Below are 15,767 nucleotides of genomic sequence, written 5' to 3' on the forward strand. Positions count from 1 at the left end.
ATCCCAATACCATTATTAATTATTCCATCTCTTCCAAAGAAGCATGATTTAAATTGAACAGTATAAGAGTTTCATATGCCATGTCAGAAATTATTAAACGGTAGTCATTGCCCAAAATGAAATCATCATTATTTTCAAAAGCACCATTAATCTTAGCCCAATAAAACTTTGGTAAATTAGTATTGGGATAAAAATCGTCAAACTCACCTGATTTGGAAATTAAAACGTCATCAAATCCAACACCTTTCAAATTTCTAAACTCAATCTCCCTTTTAAGTCTTTCAGTGACGATGTAGCATGGAAACGACTCCAAAATATCATCACCTAACCATCCCGCAAATTTATAATTTAGTTTCGCTACAATTGGAGGATGAACTTTTGTGTTTATTACAGTTTCCTCTCCTATGCCTCCAGCAACCTCCGGCTCTATGATCCTGTACATATGCACTTCCTAATCAACCTTATATTCCTCTAATCCTCCCTCTAATGAAAAAACATCTGCATCGGGAATCATTTTGAGGATAAGTTTTACCGCTTCATCGCTTCGTTTGCCTGATGAGCAATAAAGCACCTTAGTATTGGGGCTGGTAAAATATGCCAGATATTCCTCTACTTCGTCCAACGGGATATGTGTACCGCCAATGTCATAAGCTTCGCGTTCCTGCAACGTGCGTACATCTATGAGTTCGACAGTATCATCCAAAAGGATCCGCTTCTTTAGCTCATCGGCATTGATGGTAGGGATAGTAATAGTTGCTTTTAACCGGCGAATATGCGTTTTAGTAACCGATCCAATTTTAAAGATGCGGCTCTGCATACTTTGTGCGTCAAAAATCAGCACTTTCCCTGCAAGCAGGTCGCCGGTCCTGGTAAGATATTTAATTACCTCGTTGGCCTGCATACAGCCGATAATTCCGGCCAAAGTAGGGATCACACCGCCCTCGGTACAGTTAGGGATCTGCGTAGCATCAACTTCGGGAAACAGATCACGATAATTAGGCGAGTTGGCCCCTTTAGCATTACTTACATTCCAAACTGCAACCTGTCCTTCAAACTGGTAAATGGCGCCGTACACGAGTGATTTACCTGCCAAAACGCAGGCATCGTTAAGCAGGTACCGGGTTTCAAAATTGTCGGTACCATCCAGTATAATATCATAGTTACTAATCACATCCATCACATTGTCGGATGTGATTTTAGTGGTATGAGGCACCAGTTTAATACCCGGGTTTTGTGCCTGCAAACGCGTACAGGCTACTTCAGCCTTGTTTTTGCCCTCATCGGCAGGGGTGTATAATACCTGGCGGTGCAGGTTACTTACCGATACCTGGTCAAAATCGGCAATGCCTAAGGTACCAATACCTGTTGATGTAAGGTATTGCGCAGCAGGACAGCCCAAGCCACCTGCCCCTACTACCAGCACGCGTGCTTGCTGCAATAATTGCTGGGCTTCCTCACCAAAGCCAGGAAGTGCTATCTGGCAGTTATATCGTTGTAAATCCTCATTCATTAGCGGCAACTATTTTATGGTGGATCATTGATTTTACCTTCTCTAATTCTTCGGGCGTGTTCACATTGGTCAGCGCTTCCTGACTGGGGGCATTGAGCAGGGTAATATCACTATTGATCAAAACCTTGCGTGGGCATGAATATCCCTGAGCCAGAAACGACAACAATACAGGATAACTTTTAGGTTCCCAAATGGCAATCAAGGGTTCAGGAAAATCGGTAACCGGACTATGATAAGCGGTAGCCACCGATGAGCTGTTACGCCAGGCAACCAAGTTACGGAGCGTGCTTTCATCCATCAAAGGCAGATCGCAGGCAATGACCAACCATGCGGCATCAGGCTGTTCACGAAAAGCGGATAGTATAGCCCCATAAGGCCCCAAACCTGTAAATGTATCTTCTATGACCGGATAAGCCGGATCGATCTCCTGCTGTTGTCCCGGCCTGCCGGAAATGTAAACATCTTTACAAAAGTTTTTAAGCAGATCGGCCATATAGTAGCGCTGCTGCTTGCCATGCCAGTTGGCAGCACCCTTATCAAACCCCATTCGGGTGCTTTTACCGCCCGCTAATACAAGCCCATTTAAAACAGGTTTAGCCTGCTTTAGCGCGGCTTCAAAAAAGGCAACGATCTTTTCACGGTCATCTATCTTTAAAACAGGGATTTGTTGCCAATTGGGTATAACTTCCTGTATAAAGTCGGGGATTTCGCTTGCGTTATCGGCCAGCAGAAAAAGCTGAACATTATTAAGCTGATCTGTCCTTTTTTGCAGCGATGCTTTTTTATTAATGTCGATGATAACAATCTGTGCATTAGCCTGCTGATGGTTGCCATTAACCAATACCAGATCGGCAAAAGAAAATTGCTGTTTAAGCTGGTAAGGATAAACCGGATTTTGGTGATTAAACTGCTGATAGTTTACCTGGTCGGTATAATCAATCGAAGCTCCGCCCACCAACCTGCCGGGCAGCGAGGTAATATCATCATTATGCGACATATCCACATAAGCGCATTTATAAACCGGCGAAAGTGCCCTGATCACATCATCGGCCAACAATTTGATCACAGTACATGGACCACCTAAAATTGCCCATTCATTACGGCCAAAGTTACCGGTTGAAGGCCGGGCCAGCTTGGCGTGTTTTTTATGCTTGCCTGATGGCTGGTTATGATCTTTTAAAGTCACGTTTACCTCCTGTTTTTGAGATCAGTTTGGTTTCTTTTATCACTATATCATGGCTCATGGCCTTACACATATCGTAAATGGTAAGTGCAGCTATTGAAGCGCCTACCAATGCTTCCATCTCCACCCCTGTTTTTGCGGTGATGCTTGCCGTGCAATCAACCACAACTTCTTGTTGCTCGTTGATATGTATAGCTACATTACAATTATCCAGGCCCAATGGATGGCAAAGCGGGATCAAATCGCCGGTTTTTTTTGCAGCCATGATGCCGGCTATAATAGCCGTTTGAAAAACAGGGCCTTTTTTGCTCTGCAACTCGTTCCCTGCCAAAAGTTCAAATACTTCTGCCGGCAAAGCAACCACGCTTCGCGCGGTAGCGGTGCGGTGTGTAACCTGCTTTTCAGTTACATCAACCATATTCGGGTCGCCTTGTTTGTTTATGTGGGTTAACATTATGAACCTTGATTTACTTGATTATTTGTCTGAACCTGGATTTTAAGGATTTTTCTGATTTCAGGATCTTTTCCACTGCTCTAATAGTTCGGTCAATTATCCTAAAACCCTATCAATCATGGTTAAACTTCCAAACCTTAAACACCTCTCCCGCTTTAAATTCATTCCTTTCGAGCGGGAGTTGCAAAAAGGCTTCGGTATCTGCTAAGTTAGCAAAATCGCCCGAACCATTGACTTCAACAGGCATTGCTATTAACCGGCCTTGCTCATTACTTTGCAACTTTACCTGCAAATAATATTGCAATGCCGGCTGAAAAACAAAGTCTTTACCTAAGACCGCGTATGTTGGCGGCTTTAAAGGCAAGCCAAGTGTAGCATTAAGCCACAATAAAAAATAGCGGTGCAGGCACATAAATGTTGCTACCGGATTGCCGGGAAAAGCAAATACCAATGCACCGGTATTATGCCTGCCAAACCAAAAAGGTTTACCGGGGCGCTGGGCTACTTTATGAAACAATTTTTCCACCTTTAACTCTTCGAGCGCCTGTGGGATATAATCAAATTTACCCATCGAAATACCACCACTCAACAGCAGCACATCATAATTATTTAAGCAGTATTGAATCTGTTCCCTGGTAACAGCAGGTTCATCCGGAATATGCAAAATATCAGCATCAATATAATGTAGTTTCAATACAGCTTTCACTGTATAGCTGTTTGATTTACGGATTTGGTATGGCAACGGCGTTTCATGCACATCAACCAGTTCATCGCCCGATGAAATAACGACCACCCGCGGCATTTTTTTTACCAGCAGGTGAGTTTTACCGACCGATGCTGCCACACTGATGATGGCTGGACTTACCAATTGCCCCGATGTTGCGATAACATCATTTTGTTTTTTATCAACGCCCTGTAAATGCAGGTTCTGCCCCTTTTTAATATCGGTTGTATATAAGGTTGCTATCCTGTCGCTAATCTTCACATCTTCATAACGGATCACCGTATCAACCGAAAATGGCAACACTGCACCGGTCATGATCTCAATGCATTCACCGGCCTCATCAATCTGAACAGGTTCATCGCCCGCTGCCTGCGTAGCTTTAACGCGGAATACCTGAATACCATTTTCGATGGCAGCATATTTTATAGCTATGCCATCCATAGTTACCCGGTTAAAGGGAGGCAAGTCGCGGTCGGCTTTTAGATCTTCGGCAAGCACATAACCTAAAGCCTGGCCAAACGGAAGACTCTCGGTTCCGTAATCTCTTGTTTGTGCCAGTACCAGTTTTTCCGCTTCTTCAACAGTTGTCATCTTTTGTTTGATCTTTAAACTATCCGCCAATAGTGGCCATTGATTCATGAATCCCTGTTTTAGCAACCCGTGCCCGTTCGGCTTCCCAGCCATCTGCCGGCCTGTGAGTAAAAGCAGTTAACAGGGCAGCCTGCAGTGCTTCATCGGAAGCCCCTCCACGTATTAAATCTTTTAAGTTCAGGACGCCATCATCATACAAACAGGTTTTTAATTCGCCCTGGGGTGTTATGCGAATACGGTTACAACTGCCGCAAAACGTACGCGAATAGGCGGCTATGATACCTATGGTTCCTTTATGTCCTGGTATCTGGTAATTGTACGAAGTGGAATAAGCCGGATCGTTCAGCTTTATTATTTGCGGGTATTTGCTTTTTATTTCTTCCAAAATACGCACATAATCCCAGTGCAATCCATCATATACATGACCATCGCCATTAAAAGGCATCTCTTCAATAAACCTTACGCTTACCGGCAATTCTTTAGCCAGTTCAACCAGGGGAATAATATCCTGTATGTTTTTACCATCCATTACCACCGCATTGATCTTTACCTCCATATTATGGCTCAGCATGGCATCCAATGCAGCCATCACATTGGCAAACTCATCACGACGGGTGATGGTAAAAAAGCGGTTGGCATCCAGCGTATCCAAACTAAGATTTACCGATCGTATGCCTATCTTTTTCAATTCTGGCACATAAGGTGCCGTGAGCACACCGTTGGTTGTAAGGCTTAGTTCTTTTAAGCCATCAAGTGCGGATATGCCTGTAAGTAAAGGCATAAGATCTTTGCGTACAAAAGGTTCGCCTCCCGTTATCCGAATCTTATCAATACCCATTTTTACAAGCAAACGGCAGCTATGCAGCATTTCGTCGTAAGTCATGAGTTCGGCACGCGAAAGCCAGTTTAAACCATCTTCCGGCATGCAGTAAAAACAGCGCAGGTTGCACCTGTCTGTCACCGCAAGGCGCATATAACTAATCTTCCGGCCGTGATTATCTGTTAGCAAAATATAGCCCTTTTACCTTGTAAATTTAATTAATTAACAGCCATTACAACTTTAAACTGGTGTATGGCAATTGTAAAAGTAAGCATTACTACGCGGCAGGATGTTTACGAAATGTATTTTTTGTATCTACTGTTAACGATATACAGGTTTCTTATTAAACCACAAGACAAGCTCAATATTAAGGCACAGTTTACAATAACACATAAACAGCAAAAAATCAAATTGTTACAAATGAACAGATATAACTAAAACTTTAATTACGCCATTGCCGTATTAGTACCAGCATCCGCCCGAATGAAAATATAAAAAGGGATCCCCTGAGCCCTGACAATAAAAACATAAGGACGGAAGCTGTACGAGTAGTAATGCATGGATCATTAACCATGTAATACAACAACAGTTATACTAATACCTCATGTTAAACAGTTTATAAAAAATGACAGGGATCATTATTCTGGCAGCAGGCGCATCAAGCCGTTTTGGCTCACCTAAGCAAAATCTTATTTATCAGGGTAAAACCCTTTTACAACGCACTATCCAAACTGCATTAACTTGCCTGCATTGCGAAAAAGTTATTGTGGTGCTCGGGGCTAATGAAGGAATAATCCGTCCTAATATAGATGACCAACTTGTACATGTTATTTACAATCCCCACTGGCAGGAAGGGATGGGCTCATCAATAAAGACAGGCTTAACAGAGATGTTAAAGCTTGCTCCCCATATCACTTCAGTTATACTGATGCTTTGCGACCAGCCATTTGTTGATCAATTCCTGTTGTCACAGTTATTGGAGAAAAAAGAAGTTAACGACTGCGGCATCATTGCCTGCGGCTATCGTGATGTATTGGGGGCCCCTGCCTTATTTGATGTAAAATATTTCCCCGAGTTACTTAAACTGGAAGGTCCTGAGGGTGCAAAAAAAGTTATTGAAGCGCATGCCGACGACGTTTTTATACTTCCTTTTCCGCTGGGTGCCATTGATATTGACACCACAGCCGATTTAGAACGGCTTAACCAGGCCGGGTAGGCAGGCTAATTAAGCAGAAGCAACCAACTTATTTACACTGCGATAAACAAACTCATTAAAAATGTGCCTGCGGGCAAACCTGCCTGGCGAATCGGCATTGATTAGTTTTGTATAAATTGCTTTTGGCACATCAAAATACTCATATACATTACCATCCAGAAAAGTAACCTTCAGTACCTGTTGTTTGTACTCAAAATCAGCTATGTTTGATAATGTAGTAGTGGCAGTGTAATCAGACAACGTTTGGGCACGGGTTTCGGGTGCGATACTTACCAAAAAATGGTAAGCTTCGATAATTGTTTTGCTTTTCTCTTCGGCTTCTATCCTGCTTTCATCCTGAAACCTGTCGGGATGCCAGGTTTTCATCATGCTTTTATAAACTGTACGCAGTTCACTTAGTTCGGCATTTTCAGTTACGTTCAGGAGTTTCCTGTAGTCGACAATTTTTTTCATTATTTATTTAATTCTTTTTTATTGTCGATGAAGGGATTATACATAAACACCTCCATGAAAATAACGGCGCGAAGGTACGCTTTTTAAATGAGGAAAAACAGAGAGTTTTACTTATTGAAAAATGATGATATTAAGTAAATACTGGCTAAAGATTTTATTAACACAAGTCATTAATACCTACTCTGCCTGCTGCTTTTTTAACAACACGAATGAATAAAATACAGTGATAATGGTTTAAATTATAAACCGTATTTTTGCGGGCTATGAAGTTTCCAAGATTTGCCGACCTGATACTGTTTGAGAACGATGACGTTATTGTTGTGAACAAACCACCTTTTATAAGTTCACTTGATGAGCGTGGTGAGGGCAGCAGTGAAATCAGCATGTTAAGGTTGGCCAAAGCTTACTGGGACGATGCCCAGATTTGCCACCGCCTGGACAAGGAAACATCGGGCGCGCTCATTTTTGCCAAAAATCCTGAAGCTTATCGCTCTGTTTCTATGCAGTTTGAAAAACGTAAGGTTAAAAAAGTATACCATGCCGTTATTGATGGCACACATACTTTTGATAACCTGCTTGTTGATTTACCTATATTAAATGTTGGTAAAGGCAGTGTAACCATAAGCCGACAGGAAGGTAAGCGTGCTGAGACCTGGTTTCAGTCGTTAAAATATTATAAGCACTACACTTTGGTTGAATGCCGCCCGGTTACAGGCCGTATGCACCAGATCAGGATTCACCTGGCCACGCAAAGGGCTTCAATAGCAGGAGATGAAATGTATAAGGGCGAGCCTGTTTTTCTTTCAAAAATAAAGCGCAAATACCATTTAGGTAAAGACCAGGAAGAGCTGCCCATTATGAAGCGTTTTGCCCTTCATGCTTATGAAGTAACATTCCGTATTAACCCCGAAACTGAAGTTACCATCCATGCCCCATACCCTAAAGACTTTGAAACGCTTTTAAAGCTACTTGATAAGTTTGACAGTTAAAATTAAATGTATAAAGTGTTTGATATTTACATACGCCAACGTATTTTTATGCCAAATGGCTTCTCTCTTTAAAAAGTTCGCTCTCTGCATTTTACTGGTGGTGTTTGTTGTAAGCCGTTCAGATGCATCTGCATATACCTATCTGTCTGAAGATAGCCTTGTTAACTTTATTAAAATAAAAGACAGAAACCTGCAGGACAAGAAAATAGTTGAATATATCAAACTCCGTTTTCAGCAGGGACCCGAAAATACCATCCCCGAGGGCAGAACGGAAGTATACCAGAAACTGGATAAATACAAGGTTGATGACCGGGAGGCTTTAAAATTTTTTATTGAAAGTACCGTACAAAGACGGTTATCGAAACTACCCGAAGCAGAAACCGCCATGGTCAAAGCCATTGATCAGGCATCAAAAAGCAAAGCCGATTTTCTGATTTATTCTTTCATCAGCCACCTTGCTTTCATACAAACAGACCGGGGCAACCCAATTGGCGCCATCTATAGCTACGGGCTGGCCCAAAAGCAGGCATTAAAACTTAACGAGCCACTATTACAGGTATATCTTAACATCAATATATCCGATCTGTACTATAAACTCAACCTCTACAGCCAGTCGTTATATTACCTTAACCTTGCATTTCATATCAAGGAAGAAAATAAGATCAAGGACGACAGGTTTTATACTATAATAAGCTATAACAAAGCCGAAAACTTTTTCAGGAGAAGAAACCTCGACTCACTGCAACGATGCCATAACGAGTTGATGGGGCCTAACAACAAAAGTTATAAACTATTTACCTACCAAAACCGCACAGCTTACTATATATCTATATTACAACATAAGTATAGTGATGCCATAGCGCAGATCAAGGAGCTGCAAACCAATAAAAAGTACGTACATAACGACCTTGAGCGGCAAAACCTGGCCGATGCATTTTACCTGAACGGGCAGCCAGATTCGGCAAGTTCGATAGCTTACCAATTGCTCGCCATCCCCTATTCAGCCAATCACCCCGAAATAAAGCATCACCTTTACGAATTGCTTGGAAAAATAGCCCGCGACAGGGGCGATTATAAACTGGCTGCCGAAAACTTTGACCTTGCTTTAAAACAATCAGAAGAAAGCCTGAATAATACCACACAGGTAGGCAATGTGTCTGCACAGATAAAAATCGACAAAATTGAAAACACATTTACAGATACTGCCGAAAAGTACAGGCGCGAACGTCTTATTTTAATCCTCATCAGTATTACTACTGTTTTCATGTTCGCTGTTATAGCCCTGCTTTATCGAAGCGCCAGACAAAAACGTCATTACGAGAAATTGTTATATGATACTAAAAAACATGAACTTGCCTTTATCAACTCGCACGAAGTACGCAAGCACCTTACTAACATATTAGGCCTTGTGGAACTGATGAGCGAAACAAAAGATAAAAAACAGGAGTTTTTACAGGTAGAAAAGCACCTTTATGACTCGGCTACCAAGCTTGACGAGGCTATTAAGAACATCTCTGAAAAATTAAGCGAGTAAAACACACGCGTTAATAAATTTATCTTAGCCATCCCCGGCGTTAACAGGTAAATTAGCTTTCATTATAATGCCAAATTATGCTCCGCATAACGGTATTTACATTATTGATAAAAAACACCGCCGATTTATTTCAAAAAATACGAAATTGTTAAAAACGCAGTTTTGCAGTTTGTTTTTTACGTGTTTACAGCTATAATTAACATGTTATTGAAAAAAAATGTAAAATTTCTTAACATTTGTAATGATTTTTGTAAAAATAATTTAAATTCGCCTTAATAATTATTGAGATTAATACAAAAACTATAATTAGAACCCCAACTTTACAAATTAATTAAAAAATGGCAACGAAACTCGAGTACATTTGGCTTGATGGCTACAAACCAACACAAAGCCTGCGCAGCAAAACAAAAATCGTTAAAGAATTTAGCGGAAAAGTAGAAGATTTAGATAACTGGAGCTTTGACGGTTCTTCAACTGAGCAGGCACCAGGTGGTTCATCAGATTGTATCTTAAAGCCAGTTTTTGTTGTTCCTGATCCACAAAGAAAAAGCGCTTACTTAGTAATGTGCGAAGTATTAAGCGCTGATGGCAAACCACACGAATCAAATGGTCGTGCTACTATTGCCGACGATGATAATGATTTCTGGTTTGGTTTTGAGCAGGAGTACTTCCTGTGGGATCCATCAACCAGCAAACCACTTGGTTTCCCGGCAGCTGGTTACCCGGCACCACAAGGCCCTTACTACTGTTCAGTAGGTGCTAAAAATGCTTTCGGCCGCGAAATCGTTGAAGAGCACTTAGATGCTTGTTTAGAAGCAGGCTTAAACGTTGAAGGTATCAACGCTGAGGTTGCTGCTGGCCAGTGGGAGTTCCAGATTTTTGCTAAAGGCGCTAAAGAAGCCGGTGACCAAATCTGGGTTGCACGTTATTTATTGGAAAGAATTGGTGAAAAATACGGAGTTGCTATTAACTGGCATTGCAAACCGCTTGGTCAATTAGACTGGAACGGTTCTGGTATGCACGCTAACTTCTCTAACACTACTTTACGTACTGCAAACAGCAAAGAAATTTTCACAGCTATCTGCGAATCTTTCCGCCCTGCAGTTGCTGAGTGTATCGCTGTTTACGGTGCTGATAACGATCAGCGTTTAACCGGTAAACACGAAACAGCTTCAATCCATGACTTTAGCTATGGTGTATCTGACCGTGGTGCTTCTATCCGTATCCCTCTTTATGCTGTAGATCACAACTGGAGTGGTTACCTGGAAGATCGTCGCCCTAATTCAGCTGCCGATCCATACAAAGTTGCCGCAGTTATCATCAAAACTGTAAAATCAGCTAAGCTTTAATGCCCTGAATAAATAGTTATTTGTTTTATCCCCCGGTTTTAACAAACCGGGGGATTTTTTTTAGAAGATATTGTTAAATGTAGAGACGCATCACATGCGTCTTTTGCCGGGTAAACATTTGCTTACGGGAGACGCATGTGATGCGTCTCTACATTAAAAACGTTTCAATTTTACACCATTACCACAAGACGCTGCCCATTTGACACATCCTGCTCCCACAGTTCGGCAATATCTGCCAATTTCACGGCAATAGTATCCACTTTCAATTTACCTGCGGCGGCAAGCGCAAACATTTCTGGTAAAATCTCAGTAAAGAGTTCGCCAACCTGTGCTTTTGACCAGGCACCAAGTCCAGACCCGGTTAATTGAAGATCAACGCTTCTCAAATTGGCTGCCGAAAGTTGTATCAGGTCTCCCGACATGCCGCCCGCCGATACATATCTTATTTTATTAGTAAACGAACCATCGCCTTTTATGCAGGCCAGTATCATTTCGGCAGTGTGACCCCACAGGTAGTCAACAATAATATCAATAGGAGTTTCAGAATGTATTGCAGCGATCTGCTTTTTAAAACTTTCATCATCCTGTAATACTGAAATTGTTTCATCGGCACCAAGAGATAGCAACTCATCTAATGACTGCTGGTTTCGGCCGGTTGCAATTACCCTTTTTGCACCATAATATTTGGCAATTTGAACAGCTACCCGCCCCGTAAATCCTGTAGCGCCATTAATCAGCACCACATCGCCCGGCTGAATATTAGCTTTAAATTTAAGTCCCATAGCCGCACCAACTACCGCATTTGGTAAGGCGGCCGCTGTAACATCATCCAAGTCATCAGGCAACTTTACCATCCTGCTTTTGTAAATAGTTGCTTTTTCGGCAAGCGTGCCGCTTATACCCATACCATAAACCCGTGTGTCATCTTCCAAAAGGCAAATGCCATCGCCGCCAATTACGCGGCCGTTTTCGTCGGGTACCTCGCTCGAATAGTGCTTGCCCGATGCCCTGCTTTTGTCGAGATGTTTAATTGATACTGCCTTTACGTTAACCAATACCTCATCGGGGTTTTGAACAACCGGTTCAGGAAAATCTGTATATTGAGGGAGCCCTCCTTGTTGATACATTACTGCTGCTTTCATATATGTTTCTTTTTATTGAAACAAAATTAGCCCGTCAAACAGCAGCCGAACGATAACATATGTTATCAAGTTCAGAAACGCAGCTTACCCTTTGCCAGTTTGCTTTTTATCCGACTCAGATGTACTTTGCTCACGCCCAGATACGAGGCGATATAATGCTGGGGCACCCGCTGTACAATATGAGGCCGCTCAGTTAAAAGCAGCTGATAACGTTGTTCTGGCGTGTCCCGGATAATGGAAACAAATTCATTGATATAATGCATTTGCCGCCGGGAAGTCATCTGCAATATCATTTGGGCAAAATCTGGCTCATGACTTAACTCGTCAATCAATTGGGTAACATACTGCTTAGGCAACAAATAAATAACCGACGGTTCAATAGTTTCGATAGTGAATGAACTTGGCACACTGTTCATAAAGCTATCAAAAGAGCTTAATCCTTCATTTTCAAAGAAAAATTGCACCGTTTTATCATCACCGTTATTATTGAAAAAAGTACGTACGCAGGCTTTTTCAATAAAGATATAATGCTGAGATATTTTGCCCTCCTGAAGCAAAACAGTTTTGGCCGGGGCCTCTACCCGTTTTTGAAATGGCAGGTATTTATCCCAATAAGTGTTTAATTTCGGAAACCTGTCTTTAAAGTGGAAAAACATCGTTAATTAAATAGTTATTTAGCGGCATTATTTGAGTATTGCATATAATCGCCGCTGATTATTTGACGACAGTTGCTTACAGACAAATTGTAAAGATACATCCAGCAATTTATGTTATTATCAATAGTTAAAATATTAACTTGCTCTCTTGTATATTCTTGCGGATGATGATACACATCTCCTATTCCCTCATAATCATCAACTATTTTTAATATGGTTTCAGGATCATCCATCATAAAAATACGGCCATAAATGTAACGCTCTTCCCTATCATCAATTACAGCGCCCGGATAATCGCCAATATCATAAAGTCGCCCTTTGATTTTACCTTCGCTTATAAATTTACAATGTTTGCTAAGGTAGTCTGCAAACTGGTTGCCTGGTTGCAGCAGTGTACCGTAAACAAATAAAAACTGGTTTGTTACTTCCATATAAATAGCTTAAACAAAGGTAAAAGCAATTGCGTATTAAACGCATAAAGGCTATTTTTTTATAGTTTAAGCCATAATAGCTATCTTGCCATACCTTAACCGGCCATACTTTTATACCATGAACGCAGAAGAGATCAAAGCATATATTGAACAGAATAACATCCAGAAAATCAAATTCGCATTTGCCGATATTGACGGCATTTTACGCGGTAAGGTGATCCACCCAAAAAAGTTTATTGATGGTCTGCAAAGCGGTTACGGTTTTTGCGATGTTGTTTTTGGCTGGGACAGTAACGATGTTTGTTACGATAATGTGCAGCTAACCGGTTGGCAAAGTGGTTACCCCGATAAGCTTTGTCGTATCGATCTGTCAACACTCCGCAATGTGCCCTGGCAGGATGATATCCCGTTTTTCCTGGCCGATTTCAGTAAGCCGGACGGCAATGATTTGCCGGCCTGTCCGCGCAGCCTCCTCAAACATATCAAGGCGCAATGTGAGGATATGGGCTATCATGCCGAGTTTGCACAGGAGTTTGAATGGTTCAATTTTAAAGAAACACCGCAAACCCTTGCCGATAAAAAGTTCACTAACATTGAACCGCTTACACCCGGCATGTTTGGCTACTCGATACTGCGCACATCCGAAAACAGTGATTTTTACTACGATCTGTTTAACCTGCTTACTCAATTTAATATACCTATAGAGGGCTTACATACGGAAACCGGTCCGGGAGTATACGAAGCTGCCATACTGCATGACGAGGTCTTAGCTGCTGCTGATAAAGCAGCACTTTTTAAAACTGCTGTCAAAGAAATTGCTTATAAACACGGCATCATGGCATCGTTTATGGCTAAATGGACCGAGACGCTGCCCGGTTGCAGCGGCCACATCCACCAAAGCCTGTGGACTAAAGACCTGTCAAAAAACCTGTTTTACGACGCCGGCGATACAAATAAGATGAGCGACCTGCATAAGCAGTATCTTGCCGGGCAGCTATATTGCATGCCTCACCTATTGCCTATGTACGCTCCAACCATCAACAGCTACAAACGCCTTGTTGAAGGCGCCTGGGCCCCCACCACCATTACATGGGGTGTCGAAAACCGTACTACTGCGTTACGTGTTATCAATACCACCGAAAACTATACCCGCCTGGAAACCCGCATCCCGGGATCTGACACCAACCCGTACCTGGCTATGGCTGCAGCCCTGGCTTCAGGTTTGTACGGTATTAAAAATAAACTGGAACTAAACATTGAACCTACCATAGGCAATGGCTATCAAGACAAACGTAACGGCGTATTGTGGCCAAATCTGCACGCAGCTGCCACAGCCATGCAAAGCTCTGATATTGCAAAAGAGCTCTTCGGCGAAGGTTTTGTTGACCACTTTACCCAAACCCGCCTGTGGGAATACCGCCAGTTTGCCAAAAGCGTAACTGACTGGGAATTGAAGAGGTATTTTGAGATAATATAATGTCAGAACTCGAATTAAACGAATTTTGAGAACAGACAGAATTCAAAAACACCTACTATTATTCTGTTTAATTCTTTAATTCGAAAAATTCGGGTTCAGACCATATATTTGTACCCTTAATTATAAACCGAATGCTGCCATTGGCGTAACTTTGCCGGCAGATATATACAAATGGACTATTCTTTTATTATCCGCAAGGCCTGGGAGGGGTATGACGCGTCAAAAACTATCCGCGATATTGAAGATATCAGCGCCATGGTTTCAACCAATCATGTATACCGTATTACGTTCGACGATGACGATATAATCATAGCCAAACTATCATACTTTGGCATATTTGAGCACTTTAAAGAGGATCACCGCATTATTCAAACTTTAGCAATTAACCTGCTTTACCCGTTTGAGAATTTCCTGGCCCGTTCTTTACAAAAAAATAACCGCGTTTACATTTACCACCATAAACACGGTAAAACGGATGCCTGGGTTGTATTTTATAACCCTACCCGCATATTACAGCGACTGCCACGCCGTTTAGAGGAAAACCATATTAAAAAGCTTGGCCAGCAGGTTGGCAAGTTTCATAAAGCCTGTTCAAGGGTTAAAAATGTATTGCCTAAATCGTCAAAAACTTTACGTACCGATATTTCGGCGCTGTTACAGCAAATTGAGACAGATCCCAAGCAATTTGGCACGGGTATGCAAGCCGATTTTCTGAAATATCATTGTGAAACCTTCCTGAAAAACCGCTCTAAATATAATATGAGCTCATTCGAGATCATCCCTGTATTTATAGACTGGAATATTGGCAATTTTTCGGTAACCCCTAATCTTGAACTATACTCGCGCTGGGATTACGACTGGTTCAGGATGAGCTACCGGCTGCTTGATTTTTATTTCTTTAGCCGTGTAGTATCTGACATTGGCGACCGTACTGTGTTCAGCTACGTGATTAACACCATGATGGAAGATCGTTTCATCATGTTTTTAAAGGAATATCACAAAGTAAACCCGTTAACTGCCGATGAGATCCGATTTTTGAAGGAAGCATACCGCTTTTTTATCCTGAATTATGTAATTAAGGATGGTAAACACTTTTTTAGCGAACAATACGCCCAAAAACTGCAGGCTGAGGCTTTTGACATTTATTTACCATCTGTAGACAGGGATTTTGATGCCGAAAAAATCATTGAGGCTTTAAAATTAAAATAGGTTAGCTATCTTTCGGGCTCATTTTATTG

The 15,767-nt window shown here is 41.8% G+C and carries 16 protein-coding genes; 6 read left to right on the forward strand and 10 right to left on the reverse strand.

Annotated elements, in window-relative coordinates; genetic code table 11:
• Positions 1 to 19: 19 nt before the first annotated feature.
• The 6 genes from BMX50_RS11810 to moaA form a co-directional block, all read right to left on the reverse strand.
• Complete coding sequence (locus BMX50_RS11810) at positions 20 to 442, reverse strand: hypothetical protein (protein WP_091210726.1); 423 nt, start codon at positions 440 to 442, stop codon at positions 20 to 22.
• Positions 443 to 451: 9 nt separating this feature from the next.
• On the reverse strand, positions 452 to 1,510 hold the full coding sequence (locus BMX50_RS11815) for a HesA/MoeB/ThiF family protein (protein WP_091210727.1): 1,059 nt from the start codon (positions 1,508 to 1,510) through the stop codon (positions 452 to 454).
• Entirely contained in the window at positions 1,503 to 2,696 is a 1,194-nt protein-coding gene (locus BMX50_RS11820; RefSeq protein ID WP_208864687.1) for an NTP transferase domain-containing protein, read from the reverse strand. Before BMX50_RS11820 ends, BMX50_RS11815 begins: the two co-directional genes overlap by 8 nt.
• Positions 2,677 to 3,147: a cyclic pyranopterin monophosphate synthase MoaC gene (gene moaC / locus BMX50_RS11825; RefSeq protein ID WP_091210728.1), complete on the reverse strand. Its 471-nt coding sequence runs from the start codon at positions 3,145 to 3,147 to the stop codon at positions 2,677 to 2,679. The genes BMX50_RS11820 and moaC overlap by 20 nt, the downstream gene beginning before the upstream one ends.
• Positions 3,148 to 3,259: 112 nt before the next feature.
• Positions 3,260 to 4,510, reverse strand: a complete 1,251-nt coding sequence (locus tag BMX50_RS11830; RefSeq protein WP_091210729.1) for a molybdopterin molybdotransferase MoeA — start codon at positions 4,508 to 4,510, stop codon at positions 3,260 to 3,262.
• Entirely contained in the window at positions 4,482 to 5,471 is a 990-nt protein-coding gene (gene moaA / locus BMX50_RS11835) for a GTP 3',8-cyclase MoaA (protein ID WP_091210730.1), read from the reverse strand. The genes BMX50_RS11830 and moaA overlap by 29 nt, the downstream gene beginning before the upstream one ends.
• Positions 5,472 to 5,907: 436 nt before the next feature.
• Between moaA and BMX50_RS11845 the strand changes: the two genes are divergently transcribed.
• A complete protein-coding gene (locus BMX50_RS11845) occupies positions 5,908 to 6,498 on the forward strand; it encodes a nucleotidyltransferase family protein (RefSeq protein ID WP_091210732.1) in 591 nt (196 codons plus the stop codon).
• Positions 6,499 to 6,507: 9 nt separating this feature from the next.
• On the opposite strand, the gene BMX50_RS11850 is transcribed toward BMX50_RS11845, so the two are convergent.
• Positions 6,508 to 6,951, reverse strand: a complete 444-nt coding sequence (locus BMX50_RS11850; RefSeq protein ID WP_091210733.1) for a KTSC domain-containing protein — start codon at positions 6,949 to 6,951, stop codon at positions 6,508 to 6,510.
• A 263-nt stretch (positions 6,952 to 7,214) separates the two neighbouring features.
• On the opposite strand from BMX50_RS11850, the gene BMX50_RS11855 reads away from it, so the two are divergent.
• From BMX50_RS11855 to BMX50_RS11865, 3 genes are all read left to right on the forward strand, one after another.
• Entirely contained in the window at positions 7,215 to 7,940 is a 726-nt protein-coding gene (locus tag BMX50_RS11855) for an RluA family pseudouridine synthase (RefSeq protein WP_091210734.1), read from the forward strand.
• A 55-nt stretch (positions 7,941 to 7,995) separates the two neighbouring features.
• Positions 7,996 to 9,474 carry a hypothetical protein gene (locus BMX50_RS11860; protein WP_091210735.1) on the forward strand — a complete coding sequence of 493 codons (1,479 nt, stop codon included), beginning with the start codon at positions 7,996 to 7,998 and terminating at the stop codon, positions 9,472 to 9,474.
• Between the two features lie 338 nt (positions 9,475 to 9,812).
• Complete coding sequence (locus BMX50_RS11865; protein WP_091210736.1) at positions 9,813 to 10,823, forward strand: glutamine synthetase beta-grasp domain-containing protein; 1,011 nt, start codon at positions 9,813 to 9,815, stop codon at positions 10,821 to 10,823.
• 170 nt (positions 10,824 to 10,993) lie between these two features.
• Here the strand turns inward: BMX50_RS11865 and BMX50_RS11870 are convergent, their stop codons facing one another.
• From BMX50_RS11870 to BMX50_RS11880, 3 genes are all read right to left on the reverse strand, one after another.
• A complete protein-coding gene (locus BMX50_RS11870) occupies positions 10,994 to 11,965 on the reverse strand; it encodes a quinone oxidoreductase family protein (RefSeq protein WP_091210737.1) in 972 nt (323 codons plus the stop codon).
• Positions 11,966 to 12,036: 71 nt separating this feature from the next.
• Positions 12,037 to 12,621 carry a Crp/Fnr family transcriptional regulator gene (locus tag BMX50_RS11875; protein WP_091210738.1) on the reverse strand — a complete coding sequence of 195 codons (585 nt, stop codon included), beginning with the start codon at positions 12,619 to 12,621 and terminating at the stop codon, positions 12,037 to 12,039.
• 14 nt (positions 12,622 to 12,635) lie between these two features.
• Entirely contained in the window at positions 12,636 to 13,052 is a 417-nt protein-coding gene (locus BMX50_RS11880; protein ID WP_091210739.1) for a gamma-glutamylcyclotransferase family protein, read from the reverse strand.
• A gap of 118 nt (positions 13,053 to 13,170) precedes the next feature.
• On the opposite strand from BMX50_RS11880, the gene BMX50_RS11885 reads away from it, so the two are divergent.
• Positions 13,171 to 14,529 carry a glutamine synthetase family protein gene (locus BMX50_RS11885; RefSeq protein ID WP_091210740.1) on the forward strand — a complete coding sequence of 453 codons (1,359 nt, stop codon included), beginning with the start codon at positions 13,171 to 13,173 and terminating at the stop codon, positions 14,527 to 14,529.
• 171 nt (positions 14,530 to 14,700) lie between these two features.
• The gene (locus BMX50_RS11890) at positions 14,701 to 15,738 is read left to right on the forward strand and encodes a hypothetical protein (RefSeq protein WP_091210741.1); all 1,038 of its coding nucleotides are present in this window, start codon (positions 14,701 to 14,703) and stop codon (positions 15,736 to 15,738) included.
• Positions 15,739 to 15,767 lie beyond the last annotated feature (29 nt).

Origin of the sequence: Mucilaginibacter gossypiicola (assembly GCF_900110105.1) — a bacterium.
Lineage (GTDB): Bacteria > Bacteroidota > Bacteroidia > Sphingobacteriales > Sphingobacteriaceae > Mucilaginibacter > Mucilaginibacter gossypiicola.